Below are 13805 nucleotides of genomic sequence, written 5' to 3' on the forward strand. Positions count from 1 at the left end.
TTTCGCTCGTGCCGACGCGTCGACCACTGTCGTCGCCGCTTGTGGCACGGTGTAGCCATGACACAGCGCACGAGTCACGCCGCGGCCGCACGACTCGCCGTTCTTCTGGGCGGCGCGGGGGTCCTCCACTTCGTCACCCCCCAGTTCTTCGACATGCAGGTACCCCGCGCTCTTCCGGGCAAGGCGCGCACGTACACGCAGGTGTCGGGAATCGCCGAGCTCGCCGTGGCCGGTGCAGTGGCCGTTCCGGCGACACGGCGCCTCGGTGGCGGGCTCGCTGCAGCGCTCTTCGTCGCGGTGTTTCCCGCGAACATCGACATGGCGCGCAGGTTCGTGAGCAACCCCAAGACCTCCCCCGTCGTCAAAGCCGCTGTGCTGGCCCGTCTTCCGCTCCAGATTCCACTGGTGACCGAAGCCCTGAAGGTACGACGACTGTCCTGACGCTCACGATCTCTCGCCGAACTCGATGTCCCGGGTCCCGTCGATGAGGGTCGCGAGTTGCCCGGCGTCGGGCAGGTCGTTCGGAGCGATGGTCCGGCCGCTGCGCACATAATGGAACGCGGCACGCACACGATCCAGAGGAACGGGCTCCGCAGTCGACGCGGACATCAGTTCGGCCCACGCGATGCGATACGCAGCGAGCTGCATGACCACCGACTTCTCCTCGGCGGCAGTCGGCTCCTGACCCGTCTTCCAGTCGATGACGGTCCATCCACCGTCCGAATCGGCGAACACCGCATCGATCCGGCCCCGAAGTACCGTCCCGGCAACGGACGTCTCGAACGGGACCTCGACCTCGATCGGACTACGAAGCGACCAGTCGGAGTCGAGGAAGGCCTGCTGCAACGTCTCGAGATCGACATCGGCGGAGGCACCCGTGTCCGCCGAACCCGGTAGCTCGTCGAGATCCAACAACCTCGTCGCCCCGAAGCGTCGCTCGATCCAGGCGTGGAACGCTGTGCCTCGACGCGCCAGAGGGTTGGGAGGAAACGGCAACGGTCGACGAAGTCGCGACGCCAACGCGTCCGGATCTGCGGCGAGATCGACGAGCTGACTCACCGAGAGGTTGTGCGGCAACTCCACATCCACCCTGGTGTGCATACGCTCCTCTCGTTCGGCGAGCAGAGCATCGACGTCGGCAGCCCAGTTCTCCGGATCGGATTCGTCGTCGTGCCCGGAAGGCTGCGACGTGTCCACGCTCAGGACCGCCCTCACTCCACGCTCCACGGCGTCGCGGCGCAGTCCCAGCGGATCTCGCGGCCACAGGGCAGAATGAGGCTGGGCCGCAAGCGGATTCTCCAATCCGTCCTCGGGCTCGGGGTCCCAATGATCGACGACGCCGACAGGGCGGCCGCGGTCGGAGCCGTCGTCGAGGACGGCCCGCACCTCACTGAGGAAGTCGGACGGTCCGCGCGGTTTGCTGCTCGTCTCGTCCCAGTGGTGACCCGAGACGAACAGGACCCGTTCCGTCCTGGTGAGCGCTACGTAGAACAGGCGGCGGTCCTCGGCCAACCGGCGACGTGCCAGCGCGTCCTTGTGCCGGTCGATGGCGTCGGCGAGGTCCTTACGGTTGTGCACGTCGTCGAGTTCCAGAACGGGGACGCCCTCGGACATCCGACCGCTGTCGCCGGCGACCGATCTGTCTCCGCGCAGTGTCGGCGGAAGCTCCGCCATCGCGCCGAGCCAGGTCGATGCAGCCGTCGACGACGGAAATACACCCTTGGACACGTGCGGGACAGCGACGACCTCCCATTCGAGGCCCTTCGCCGAATGCACGGTGAGTACCTGCACTCGGTGCGGCGCCACCTCGATCTCCCCTGGTGCAAGTCCGTCCTCGACGGTCTCCGCGGCGGCGAGAAAGGCAAGGAAACCGGTGACCGTCGCGCTGGGATTGTCGGCGTAATCGGCCACCACAACCGCGAATTCGTCGAGGTGCTCGCGGCCGACCACTCCGACGGCGGACATCGGCGTACGAGCCTGGGCTTCGATTCCGATGCCCATCGACCGCTCGATGTCGGCCACGAGCTCCGTCAGAGGCTGACCGATTCGATCCCGTAGTGCATGCACCTCGGCGGCGAGCGCGGAGATCCTCGCGAATCCGCTCTCCGAATAGCGCTCCTCCGGACCGGGATCGGCGATCGCGTCCGCCAGTCCGGCGTCCTCCGAATGCTCACCCGGGAGCGAACTTTCGAGCGCGGCATCGAGCGCCGCCACATCGTCGACTCGGCCCGGTGTTCCGTGGCCGGAGCGAATTCCCAGTTCCCGCATTCGCCGCGACAGAGCACGAAGGTCGGCGGCACCGATCTGCCAACGCGAACCGGTGAGGACACGCATGGCTGCACTTCCCGCCATCGGGTCCGCGACCAGTCGGAGCATCGCGATGACGTCGGCGACCTCCGGGACGTGCAGCAAGCCGCCGAGTCCGACCACCTCGACCGGAAGACCCCGGGCGCGTAGTGCATCGGCTATCGGTTCGGCGTCGGCGTTCCTACGCACCAACACCGCCGCCGTCGGGGGTAACCGATCCTCGGCGAGCGCCGATCGATACTCCCCGGCGATGCTGTCCGCGACCCACTCGCGCTCGTCGACCACCGTCGCCGACAACGCAATCCTCACGTCACCGGGCTCCACCCCCGGCCGCGGCCGAAGCGTCGGCACCGACACACCAGTCTCCGGGTCGCTCCCGCCGGCTCCGCTCCCAGCCCCCGGGTCGCTCCCGCCGGCTCCGCTCCCAGCCCCCGGGTCGCTCCCGCCGGCTCCGCTCCCAGCCCCCTCACGGAGCGGCGTCGTGATCCGATTCGCGAGTTCGAGCGCTTCGGCAGGATTGCGCCAGCTGGTCAGCAGTTCGAGCCTGGGTGCGGGTGCGCCGCTCGACTGCGGGAAATCGGTCGCGAACCGCGGGAGGTTGGCCGCCGAGGCACCTCGCCATCCGTAGATCGACTGCATCGGATCACCGACCGCAGTCAATGCGAGAGTGGCGTCGGATCCTCGACCGAACAACGAGGACAACAGGACTCGCTGTGCATGGCCCGTGTCCTGATACTCGTCGAGTAATACCAGCCGGAACCTGCTCCGTTCGGACCTGCCCACGTCCTGGTGTTCGGCCGCGACCCGTGCCGCGAGCGACATTTGACTGCCGAAGTCGAGCGCACCCTCGCGACGCAGTGTCTCGGCGAGCCGCTCGACCAGTGGCAACAACGCAACACGTGCGTGCTGCGCATCGACGATGTCCAGCAGGGCCTTCGCCGGACCGCCTCGCTGCTTGGGACCGGGGCCGAGGGTGTGGACCAGTCGATCGAGCTCCAGGTGCGCGCCGCGGAGGGCGTCGGGCGCGACCAGATGCTCGGCGAGCTGACCCGACAGCGCAAGAACCGCCTCGGTGATCGACGTGGGGTTGCGTTCGGTGTCCAGGTCGCCGTCCCACGTGCTCACCACCCGATGCGCCAACTGCCACAGTTCGGTCTCCGACAGGAGTGTGGCCGAGGGCTCGATCGGGAGCAACAGTCCGTGCTCGGTCAACAGCCGCCCCGCGTACGAGTGGTACGTACTCACTTCCGGCTCACCGCTCAGAATTCGTTCTCGCAGAGCGAGACTGGGATCGAGTTCTCGAACGATGTCGGAACCGGCGAGCCGCGCGAGGCGGGCCCGGATTCGCGAAGTGAGCTGCTGCGCGGCCTTTCGTGTGAACGTGAGGCCGAGTACGGCGTCGGGGTCGACGAATTCGTTGGCGACCATCCAGACGACGCGCGCAGCCATGGTCTCGGTCTTGCCCGCTCCCGCTCCTGCGACGACGAGCGTCGGCCCGAGCGGGGCCGAGATCACTGCCGCCTGTTCTGCTGTCGGCGGATGCTTCTGCCCCAGCGCCCGAGACAACTCGATCGGATCGATCCGTGCGTCGCGAACGGAACGTTCGAGCCGTGTGCCGGTTTTGGTGACCGTACTCAACTTTCGGTGACCTGCCTTCCGGTTTCCTGCGCCGGGCAACTGGACTTCACCGGGCAATGCCTGCACCCGTCGTTCACGAATGCCTCGAAATACGGGCCTTGCGTCGCCGACGCCGCGGCGTGAACCGTGTCGCGCCACTCGGCCAACTTCTCCGGCGTCGGCGCTTCCTGGATACGCTGCGTCGCACCGTCCTGTTTGTGGGGCTTGGCGACGAAGACCAACCGTGCTCCGCCCGGCTCGCCCGCCGGCTCTCCTTCGATGGCGCCGGCCGCGGCCGCCACCTGGTAGGTGGCCAACTGATTGTGGGAGCGAGCGTCCTCCTTGGACATGACCGTCTTGGCCGTCTTGACGTCGATGATCACCGGCCGACCGTCCGGGTCGTGCTCGAGCCTGTCGATTCGTCCACGGAGCGCTACGGACGGTTCGTCGTCGGTCCGCGCCGGGAGCACACCGTCGACTGCTACCTCCACCCCTGCTTCGGTGAGCTCACCTCGGGTTCCACTGAGCCATCTCTCGAAGGTGTCCAGCATCGCTCCGGTGCGATCCAACTCGTGACGCGAGAACCACTGCGAGCCGAGATCCACCGCGTCCCAGGCAGTTTCGAGAGCACGCCGGACCTGCTCCGGAGGCATTTTTCCGGCAACCGCCTGAACGAGAGTGTGCACGAGAGTTCCCGTCACCGCGTGGGTGTTGGCGCCGTCGTTGCCGCCGTGGCGGTCCAGCATCCACCGGAGCGGGCATGTGGTGAGCTGCTCCACGGTGGACGGCGACAGCGGTACCGGGCCGTCACCGAGTGTCCACAGCGGAGCGTCGGTACTGGTACCCGCAACTCCGAACCACTCGCGTGGGTGTGCGCCCTTCACCCCAGCGTCGGCCAGCCTGGCCAGTTGCCGCGCGGCGCGGGCGTGCTTCTGCGGGTCGTGTTCGGCGACATCGGCGTCGCACACGACTCTGCGGAGCTCGGCGACCAACATGGGCAGTGCGAGTACTCGTGCCGCAGGCTGCGGCACCTCGGGAACATGCTCCAGCTCGTCCGCATCCTCGTTACCTCGAAGTTCGTCGAGAAAGCGCGACCGAACCAGATCGGTGTCACCCGTCGAGGAGTCCACTGCAGTGACCAGCAGAGTCGACCGCGCTCGACTGCATGCGACCATAAACAACCGTCTCTCGTCCGCGAGCAGAGGCGCCGTCTTGGACAACGTTCCGTCCGACGTCACGTCGTCGGCGACTCCGGACGCGAGATCGACGAGGGATTCCGTTCCCAACAAGCTGCCGCGAGCCCGGAGACCTGGCCACAAGCCCTCCTGCACACCGGCTACAGCCACGAGATCCCACTCCCGGCCCGCTGCCGAGTGTGCGCTCAGTACGGTCACGGCATCCTTGGGGACAGCACCGGCCATGCCATTCGACGTCGGAATCTGTTGTTGCGAAATGTATTCGACGAACCCGGCGAGCCGCGCCTGCGGCAGACGATCGACGTATGCGGCTGCGCTGTCGAACAGGGCGACGACGGCATCGAGATCACGGTCCGCCTGAGCACCGGCCGATCCTCCACGAGCCGACGCCGCCGACCACCGCCGCTCGAGCCCGGAGGCCTGCCACGCAGCCCACAGCACGTCCTCGACTCCACGTCCGCGGCGTGCGACGGCGTTGGCCTTGCGCACCACACCGAGCACGCGGCGCAGCGGAGCCGCCTCCACGTCGGACAACTGGGCCATCCACCGAGAACGGTCCGTCTCGGGGGCGGTGTCGCTACCGGAATGCGATCGAACTCCGGTGATGGCCTGCCGCAGCAGCTCTGCCGAATCCCGCTCCCCTCCCGAAGCCAGCTCCACACGCCGGACACCGCGGCGGAGGCGTCGAAGTGCCACCGGATCCGCGCCGCCGACCGGACCCGACAGCAGAGCGAGCGCGTCCTCACCGTCGAAGGTCGGGTCCACCAGGGCGCGCACCACGAGCAGTAGACCGACGGCGCCGTGCTGACGATGCAGCGGAAGTTCCGACGCCGGCGTCAGGATCGGGACCCCCGCCGCCTGCAAGGCTCGGCGCAGCGGCGCGATGACGCGGGGAACGGACCGTACGACCACGGCCATCGCGGACCACGGCATGCCGTCGACGAGGTGCGCGCGCCGCATCGTGTCCGCGATCAGCGCCGCTTCCTTCGCGGCCGACGGCAGCACCTGCACGAGCGCTCGGGCGTCGCCGTACTGCGCGGACGCCACTGCCTCCGGGGCGCGGTGCCGACCGAGGCCGGGTAGACGCCCGCTGATCCTCGCGGTGACAGCAGCGACTGCGGGTGCGCTGCGGAAATTTCGGTCGAGCATCACGTGTTGCTCGGACCCGGCGTCGGCGAGGTCGGCCAGAAAGGACGGGTCGGCGCCGCGGAAGGTGAACACCGATTGATCCGGGTCTCCGGCGATCACCGTCGATTCCGTGCGGCTACCGATCAACCGAACCAACTGTGCGGCTTGTGGATCCAAATGCTGCGCATCGTCGACGACGAGGTGTCTGATACGGGCGCGCTCGGAATGAAGAAGATCGGGGTCGGTGGCGAACGCCATCAGTGCACTGCCGATGAGTTCGGCAGCGTCCAGCCCGGGTGCCGACGCGCCTGCCGCCTCGACTCCGACGGCTCCGCGCAGCAGCATCGCTTGCTCGTACCGCGCGGCGAACTTTCCGACGGCCATCCACTCCGGACGCGCATGCCTACGACCCAGTTTCACCAGATCCTCCGGACCGATCCCGCGTTCTGCCGAGCGCAGCATGAGGTCGCGTACCGCGGTGACGAACCCCGCCATGCCGAGCGCGGGACGCAATCGGTCCGGCCAGTCCTGGGCTCCGTCCTCGAGGTCGCCGCGCAGCATCTCGCGGACGACGGCGTCCTGTTCGGCGCCGGTGAGCAGCCGAGGGGGCGGGTTGCCGTGAATGGCCGCCTGCAGGCGCAGCACAGCGAAGGCGTAGGAATGTACCGTTCGTACCAGGGGCTCCCGTGTTGCGCGCACGGCGTGCTCACCGGCGAACAATCCCCCGGTGATCTGCTGACGCATCGCGGTGGCCGCGCGCTTCGACTGAGTCAGCACGAGGACCGCTTCCGGGTCACCGGCGACGATCCGCGACACCGCATAGTCCGCGACCAGGGAGGACTTACCAGTACCCGGACCTCCGATCACCTGCCACGGCTGCCAGGCGGGTGCGCCGTCCACCGCGGCGGACACGGCGTCGGTCCTCCCGGCGAGCATGTGCGCCGCAGAACCCGTCCACGTCCGGGGCGGTACGGCGACCTTCGGTGCCCGCACGAGGGTGGCCGCAGCGGCGTGCCTACCCCCGTGCTGGGTACCGCTCCGACTGTCCGAACTCATTGCTCGATTGGATCATGGGCCACCGACATGTCGTCCCCGCCCCGAAGTGCTCGCCGGGACCCGCGGTCACCTCGAGGCGGCGACGAAGTCGTCGTAGCGGCTCTGCGCCGTCGCCTCGCTTCCGACGTCGCCGACGTTCCCGTCGATCAGGGCGCGGAGATCGCGCACCAACCAGTACACGGCGAACGGGTGACCCGCGAACCACATGTCACCGTTGACCTCGACGGCTCGGTCCCCTGTTGCCTCGGCGAAACCCGGTGTCCGCCGGACATTCTCCGCCGAGTAGACCCCCTCGTCGAACACGGCCACGATATCGGCGTTCTGGCTCGGCAGCACTTCGGGCGACAGGGCCGTCCACGGGCCGCCCGTTCCGCCGGTCGACGGGTCTGCTTGCATCGGTGGTGCACTGATACCCACCTCGGCAGCGAGAATCGACGACGGAGCCGTGGGAGCCGCGACGGCCAGGATGTCGGAGCTGTTCATCAGAACCGACAGCGACACCGGATGGGCAGCCACATCACTGCGCAGAGCGTCGATGTCGGAATCCAGAACCGATTCGAGGCGCGCCGCGTCGTCGTCACGGTCGAACACGCCGGCCGTGAACGCCAGCGACTCCCGCCATGGCGTCGCGTACGGCATCGGGACTGTCGGGACGGTCTCGGAGATCGCACGGTACAGGGTGTCGTCGCCGTAGTCACTCGAGACCACGAGGTCCGGATTCTGCGCAAGCACGTCCTCGGTGGGAGGCGCGCCCGTCGGGGGTACCTCGATGACCTCCGAACCCGCTTGCGCACTCAGCCGATCGCCGATGGGGGAACCGAACCCGGTGAACACGACGGCAGGCACCACCCCCACGGCCAGCAAACTCATCGCCGCGTACTCGTCGGTCGCGACGATGCGCTGCGGATGCACGGGCACTTCGGTGGTCCCGTAGGAGTGGTCGACAGTTCGCGTCGACTCCTGGCCGGAGTTGTCGGTGGTCGACGAACACCCTGCGACGATCAGAGTTCCGATCACCGCGGCGGTGAGTGCGGCAAAGACCTTCACCCGTTGTTCTCCTGCTCGATCCCGAGCTTCTGCTGTGTCACTGTCGCTTCCTCGTTCCGTGGTTTCTCGTTCTGTGATTTCTTGGTGTTCAGGGTCCATCCGACTGCATCGGTGCGATCGCGGAAGAAGCTGGAGTACAGGCCGTCTCGTCCGACGAGCTCGTCGTGTGTGCCGATGTCCTCTACCGTTCCATCACCGAGTACCACGATTCGGTCTGCACCGCGGACGGTCTCGAGCCGGTGCGCGATGACGATGACAGTCCGTCCCGTCGACAGTTCTCGGATCGCTGCGCCCACGGCTGCCTCGTTCTCCGCGTCGAGCGCGGCCGTTGCTTCGTCCAGGAGGACGATGGGCGCGTTTCTCACCAGCGCACGGGCTATGGACACGCGCTGCCGCTGACCGCCGGAGAGCAACGCGCCGCCTTCGCCTACTCGTGTGTTCCATCCTTCCGGCAATTCGGCGACGACCGAATCGAGCCGAGCCGCGCGGGCCGCAGCGTGGATCTCCGCGTCGGATGCGGTCGGGTTGCCCAGGCGCACGTTCTCGAGGATCGTGTCGTCGAACAGATACACGTTCTGGAACACCATTGCGATCATGCTCGCAAGCGACGACGACGCCATGTCTCGCACGTCGACACCGCCGATACGGACGGCGCCCTCGTCGGTGTCCCAGAACCGCGCAACCAGCCGGGTGAGCGTCGATTTTCCGGAACCGGACGGGCCGACCAGCGCCGTCACCGTGCCTGGTTCGCAGCGAAAGCTGACCTCACGCAACACTGGGCGCTCGTCGTATCCGAATGTGACGCTGTCGAATTCGACCGAAACGCCAACCGCAGAATCCGCGGAGTCACCGACAGAGACTGGACTCGGCTCCTTCGGATAGGCAGGCTCGGGAAGTGGCTCGGCGTCGAGGACGGCCGTGACACTGTCGAGGGCAGTGTCGGCGAGCCTCAGACCCGATGCGTACGCGCCGAGCAGCGACAGCGGTTCGACGAACCTCACGGCAAGAAGCATGACGACGACCGCGTCGGCGGCCTGCAGCTCGCCGCCGAGCGCAAGGTAGGTCGTCACGACGAGCACGAGCACCAAGGTGAGTCCGACTGTTGCGACGAACCTCGCGAGAGGAGCGTTCTGCCGGTCCAGACTTGCCCGAGTCGACACCCTCGAGGCGTCGATGGTCCGGTTCAGCTCGTCCCAGCCGTCGGTGAGCCTTCCCGACGCTCGCAGCACCGGTTGCAGGCGTGCGAACTCGAGAACACGCTCGGAGACCTCGGTGTGGATGCGCTCCTCGCGATCGTGTTCGGGGCCGACGATGGTCTTGATGCGACGGAAGAAGAAGTACAGCAACGGTATCGGGAGGATCATCACTGCCGCGACCCGCCAGTCGACGAATGCGGTGACGATCACCACGGTGGCAGGCGTCGTGACCGCCACGGTCAGTTGCTGCAGGAACACCGACGGCACGCTCATCAAGTTCTGCAGAGACGTGGACATGATCGCCGAGACCTGCCCGGCACGCGGACCGGTGAACCATCCGAGCGGCAGAGTGGTCACGTGCGCTCCGATCTTTCTCATCAGAGCATCGGTCATCGCGTCGATACCGACGTAGAACCCCACGTTGGATGTCACGATCAGTGCCGCACCCGACGCCGCGGCACCGACAGCGGCGATCACGATCCACCCGACCGGGACCTTCCCGTCGAACAGGGATCGGAGAATCGGTACGAGGGCGCCGAACACCAGCCCCTGGGTGACACCGACGATCGAGTATCCGACGACCAGGCCACGCAGCCCGCTCGGCCTGTCCAGCAACGCATCCGTGCGGCCGATCATCGTGCGCCTGCTGCAACACGCATCTGGCGGTAGCGCCCGCCGAGAGCGTCGAGCTCGTCGTGCGTGCCTTGTTCCACTACACGTCCGCCTTCCAGTACGACGATCGAATCCGCGTCGCGAATCGTCTCGAGTCGATGAGCGATCACCAGCACGGTCCGTCCGGCGACCAGGGTCGACAATGCGCGTTGAATTCGGGCTTCGCTGTGAGGATCGGCATGTGCGGTCGCCTCGTCGAGAACCAGGATCTTCGCGTCCTGCAACACAGCTCGGGCGATCGTGATGCGTTGCAGCTCACCGCCGGACAGCCCGGACCCGCTCGAGCCGAGAACGGTGTCGTAGCCGTCTGGCAGTTCGGTGATGCGGTCGTGGATGTAGGCCGCACGTGCGGCAGCCTCGACGGCATCGTCACCGGCCTCCGGACGGGCAAGCCGAATGTTCTCGCGCACCGTGTCGCGGAGCACCTGCGCGTCCTGGAAGACGACAGCGACGTCGGACAGGAGTTGTGCCTGATCGACGTCCCGGACATCGACACCCCCGATCCGGACGGCTCCGCCGGACACGTCCCAGAACCTCGGGACCAGCCGCGCCACAGTGGTTTTCCCCGACCCCGACGGACCGACGAGCGCGGTGACGGTACCTGGTTCCATCACCAGGTTCACTGCGCGGAGTGCCACGTGCGCGTCGGGGCCGTCCCCGTACGCGAACACCACGTCGCTGAATTCCACCGAGGACCCGACGGGTGACGCCGGGTGTTCGGACGGCGGCAGCGGCGGTGTGGCCAGGACTGTCCCGACGTGAGCCGCGGCGACACTCGCGCTGCTGATCGACCCTGCGATCTGAGTCAGGTTCATGAACGGCCCCGGCAGACCCACTCCCACCGCGAGGAACGGCAACAGATTCACCGGCTCGAGCGAGTCCGAGACGACAAGCACCGATCCGGTGGCGAGAATCCACACGATCAGGACAGCGGGCGAATACAGCACCGTGAGCACGGTCACCGGGCCACCGGTGCCCTTCATCCACGTCCGGCAGATGTCGGTCAACCGATCGACCGATGACGTGAAACGCGAGAACACCTCTGTTCCGCGTCCGTACGCTTTGACGACCTCGATACCGTCGACCAGTTCCACGGTGGATCGGGCAGCGTCGGCGAGTGCAGTGTTGTAGGCGCCCATGTACTTCCGAAATGTCGTGCGCATGGGCGGGCTGACCAGAAGGAACGCGATCACGACGAATCCGACGACGAGGGCAGCCATTCGCCAGTCGACGAGAAACAGGTAGATCGACGCGACGACGGGGGTGACGACGGTTCCCGCGAGCTCGGCGACCGAGTGAGCGACGATGACGTGCATACGCTTGACGTCGTCGGAGACTGCCTTGTCCACCTCGGACGACCCGGCGTCGCCGAACCAGCCAAGCGGTGCAGCGGCGAGTACCTCGACGATGGATCGACGGGTGATGGCCCGAAAATCGGCGTCGGCGTAGTGACACAGCACCGTGGCGACGCCGTAGAGGAGGATTCGAGCTACCGCACCGACGATGCCGACGAGGGTCCACCACCACACGGCGTCGGGGTCTGCGCCGAGCAGTGACCTGCCGGCCTCGGCGACTGCAACGAAGGGCACCACTGCGGCTGCGCCGGAGAGTGCGGCCAGTACGGCGCCCGCGACCAATCGACCGCGGACCGGCCGCAGAAAATCGAGAAGCGAAACAGAGGGGGGATTCATGCGCACCCGTCTACTATTGGATCACTGATCTAATTCTGGAAGGAAAGGTACCAGTGCCGGGAACGGAACGTAAAGGCTCTCGTTCGCAGAACAAACGCACCTATCGAACCGGGATGACAGCGGAGTTGATCGTCGTCGAAGCGGTGGCTCTGACGCGAGTCCACGGCCTCGACGGCTGGACGAGCAGGCAGCTGGCGACAGCACTGGACACGTCACTGTCGGTGATCGCCCACCACGCGGGAGACAGGGCCGCGCTGTGCGCGGCTGTCGTCGACCGTGTCTCGTCGTCCGTATCCGTTCCACCGGAGGAACTTTCGTGGCGGCCGTGGCTCACCGAGCTCCTGCTTAACGTGCGTCACGCCTTCGCGCGACATCCTGGAGTGGCGCAGTGGAGCCTGTTGCACGGGCCGGCGACCCCGGCGATCGCACCGATACTGGAGGCTGCGGTGTCGAAGCTGATCGATGCCGGATTCGGCGACGCTGCGGCGCCCGCGTACACGGTCGCGTTCACGATGTGCGTCTCGCACGTGGCACTGGCCGACGCCCGGATGATGTCCGGTCCCGATCATCGTGCGATGCTAGGCAACCTGCCGCCCGCGGACGAACGAGGTCGCGGACTGGGCGCGGTGGCCGACATGATGGAACGTTTCGCGGCGGACAACGGTGCCGAGGAGCACTTCAGGTACGCACTGGACTGCGTTCTCGACGGCATCGAAGCTCACCGTGCTCGCCTGCACCGCGCCGTCCGCAGCTCGAGTGAAGCCGTCGAAGCGAGCAGCAGAATACCGGGTACGGCATAGTTGAGCCGTGCCGAAGTTGAACTCTTACACGTACGGTCCCGCCGACGGACCCGAAGTTCTCGCTGTTCACGGAATGACGGGACACGGCGCACGCTGGGCGCACCTAGCCCACCAGCATCTCGCCGATGTTCGCGTGCTGGCTCCCGATCTCGTCGGCCACGGCCGGTCTCCGTGGACGCCGCCGTGGGACATCGACGCTCAGGTCGACGGCTTGAGCGAGCTGCTCGACGCGCATGCTCGGGGCCCGGTGGTGGTCGTCGGTCACTCCTACGGTGGTGCGCTTGCCGTACACCTCGCGAAGTCCCGTCCCGAGAAGGTACGCGGGTTGCTGTTGCTCGATCCGGCGATCGAGCTGGACCCGTCCGACCTCCTCGAAGTGGCTGGGCTCACGGCCAAGTTTCCCGATTACACCGACGCCGAGGAAGCCAAGTCGGAGAAACTGAACGGCGCGTGGGCCGACGTCGATCCGGCTTTGCTCGATCAGGAGGTGCAGGACCACCTCGTCGACGCCGACAAGGGGCGTGTCGCCTGGCGGATCTCGACCCCGGCGATCGTCTCGTCGTGGGGTGAACTCGCCCGGCCGCTCGTGGTTCCTCCTGCCGATGTGCCGACGATTTTGGTGCAGGCGATGCGCGTGCAACCTCCGTACGTCGGAGACAAGTTCAAGGCCGCGTTGTCCGATCGACTCGGGGACAACCTGACCGTCCTGGAGTTCGACTGCGACCACATGGTGGCTCAGGCCAAGCCCGCAGAGGTCGCCGAGCTGGTGCGTCGGCTCCTGTAGATGGCAGCGATCACCGACGAGCAGGTCGAACGGGTCCGCGAACTCGTCGCGTCGATTCCAGCTGGACGCGTCAGTACCTACGGGGACATCGCTGCCGCAGCGGGCCTGTCGAGTCCGCGCATCGTGGCGTGGATCATGCGCACCGACTCCGCGGACCTGCCGTGGCATCGGGTGCTGCCGGTGAGCGGCAGACCGGCAGCTCACCTCGCGACTCGTCAGTTGGAGAACCTGCGGAGCGAAGGCGTCCTCGCCGTCGACGGGCGGGTGCGCCTGGGGGAAATTCGGTTCGCGTTCGGCGCCGACTAACCTCG

General features: G+C 67.0%; 9 protein-coding genes. 4 read left to right on the top strand and 5 right to left on the bottom strand.

Going from position 1 to position 13805, the window contains the following annotated elements; genetic code table 11:
• The first annotated feature begins 57 nt into the window (after positions 1-57).
• The gene (locus tag CH290_RS17760; protein ID WP_020112090.1) at positions 58-441 is read left to right on the top strand and encodes a DoxX family protein; all 384 of its coding nucleotides are present in this window, start codon (positions 58-60) and stop codon (positions 439-441) included.
• 3 nt (positions 442-444) lie between these two features.
• Here CH290_RS17760 and CH290_RS17765 read toward each other — a convergent pair whose 3' ends face one another.
• From CH290_RS17765 to CH290_RS17785, 5 genes are all read right to left on the bottom strand, one after another.
• On the bottom strand, positions 445-3945 hold the full coding sequence (locus CH290_RS17765; RefSeq protein WP_094620629.1) for an ATP-dependent helicase: 3501 nt from the start codon (positions 3943-3945) through the stop codon (positions 445-447).
• Positions 3942-7304 (bottom strand): ATP-dependent helicase, encoded by a 3363-nt coding sequence (locus tag CH290_RS17770; RefSeq protein WP_033190579.1) that lies wholly within the window; start codon positions 7302-7304, stop codon positions 3942-3944. The genes CH290_RS17765 and CH290_RS17770 overlap by 4 nt, the downstream gene beginning before the upstream one ends.
• 66 nt (positions 7305-7370) lie before the next feature.
• Positions 7371-8351, bottom strand: coding sequence for an ABC transporter substrate-binding protein (locus tag CH290_RS17775; protein WP_019666064.1), 981 nt, complete (start codon positions 8349-8351; stop codon positions 7371-7373).
• Positions 8348-10183, bottom strand: coding sequence for an ABC transporter ATP-binding protein (locus tag CH290_RS17780; RefSeq protein ID WP_033190578.1), 1836 nt, complete (start codon positions 10181-10183; stop codon positions 8348-8350). The genes CH290_RS17775 and CH290_RS17780 overlap by 4 nt, the downstream gene beginning before the upstream one ends.
• Positions 10180-11910 carry an ABC transporter ATP-binding protein gene (locus CH290_RS17785; RefSeq protein WP_230621119.1) on the bottom strand — a complete coding sequence of 577 codons (1731 nt, stop codon included), beginning with the start codon at positions 11908-11910 and terminating at the stop codon, positions 10180-10182. Before CH290_RS17785 ends, CH290_RS17780 begins: the two co-directional genes overlap by 4 nt.
• Positions 11911-12023: 113 nt before the next feature.
• On the opposite strand from CH290_RS17785, the gene CH290_RS17790 reads away from it, so the two are divergent.
• From CH290_RS17790 to CH290_RS17800, 3 genes are read left to right on the top strand one after another with little or no spacing between them, the layout of a single operon-like run.
• Complete coding sequence (locus tag CH290_RS17790) at positions 12024-12710, top strand: TetR/AcrR family transcriptional regulator C-terminal domain-containing protein (RefSeq protein WP_033190576.1); 687 nt, start codon at positions 12024-12026, stop codon at positions 12708-12710.
• 7 nt (positions 12711-12717) lie between these two features.
• On the top strand, positions 12718-13494 hold the full coding sequence (locus CH290_RS17795) for an alpha/beta fold hydrolase (protein WP_033190575.1): 777 nt from the start codon (positions 12718-12720) through the stop codon (positions 13492-13494).
• The gene (locus tag CH290_RS17800; RefSeq protein ID WP_019666069.1) at positions 13495-13800 is read left to right on the top strand and encodes an MGMT family protein; all 306 of its coding nucleotides are present in this window, start codon (positions 13495-13497) and stop codon (positions 13798-13800) included.
• Positions 13801-13805: the final 5 nt, after the last annotated feature.

Origin of the sequence: Rhodococcus sp. 06-156-4 (assembly GCF_002259345.1) — a bacterium.
Taxonomy (GTDB): Bacteria; Actinomycetota; Actinomycetes; order Mycobacteriales; family Mycobacteriaceae; genus Rhodococcoides; species Rhodococcoides fascians_E.

Excerpts from the sequence above, each read along its gene's own strand:
- CH290_RS17780 (WP_033190578.1), bottom strand. The coding sequence starts at position 10,183 with ATGATCGGCCGCACGGATGCGTTGCTGGACAGGCCGAGCGGGCTGCGT.
- CH290_RS17790 (WP_033190576.1), top strand. The coding sequence starts at position 12,024 with ATGACAGCGGAGTTGATCGTCGTCGAAGCGGTGGCTCTGACGCGAGTC.
- CH290_RS17760 (WP_020112090.1), top strand. The coding sequence starts at position 58 with ATGACACAGCGCACGAGTCACGCCGCGGCCGCACGACTCGCCGTTCTT.
- CH290_RS17785 (WP_230621119.1), bottom strand. The coding sequence starts at position 11,910 with ATGAATCCCCCCTCTGTTTCGCTTCTCGATTTTCTGCGGCCGGTCCGC.
- CH290_RS17770 (WP_033190579.1), bottom strand. The coding sequence starts at position 7,304 with ATGAGTTCGGACAGTCGGAGCGGTACCCAGCACGGGGGTAGGCACGCC.
- CH290_RS17800 (WP_019666069.1), top strand. The coding sequence starts at position 13,495 with ATGGCAGCGATCACCGACGAGCAGGTCGAACGGGTCCGCGAACTCGTC.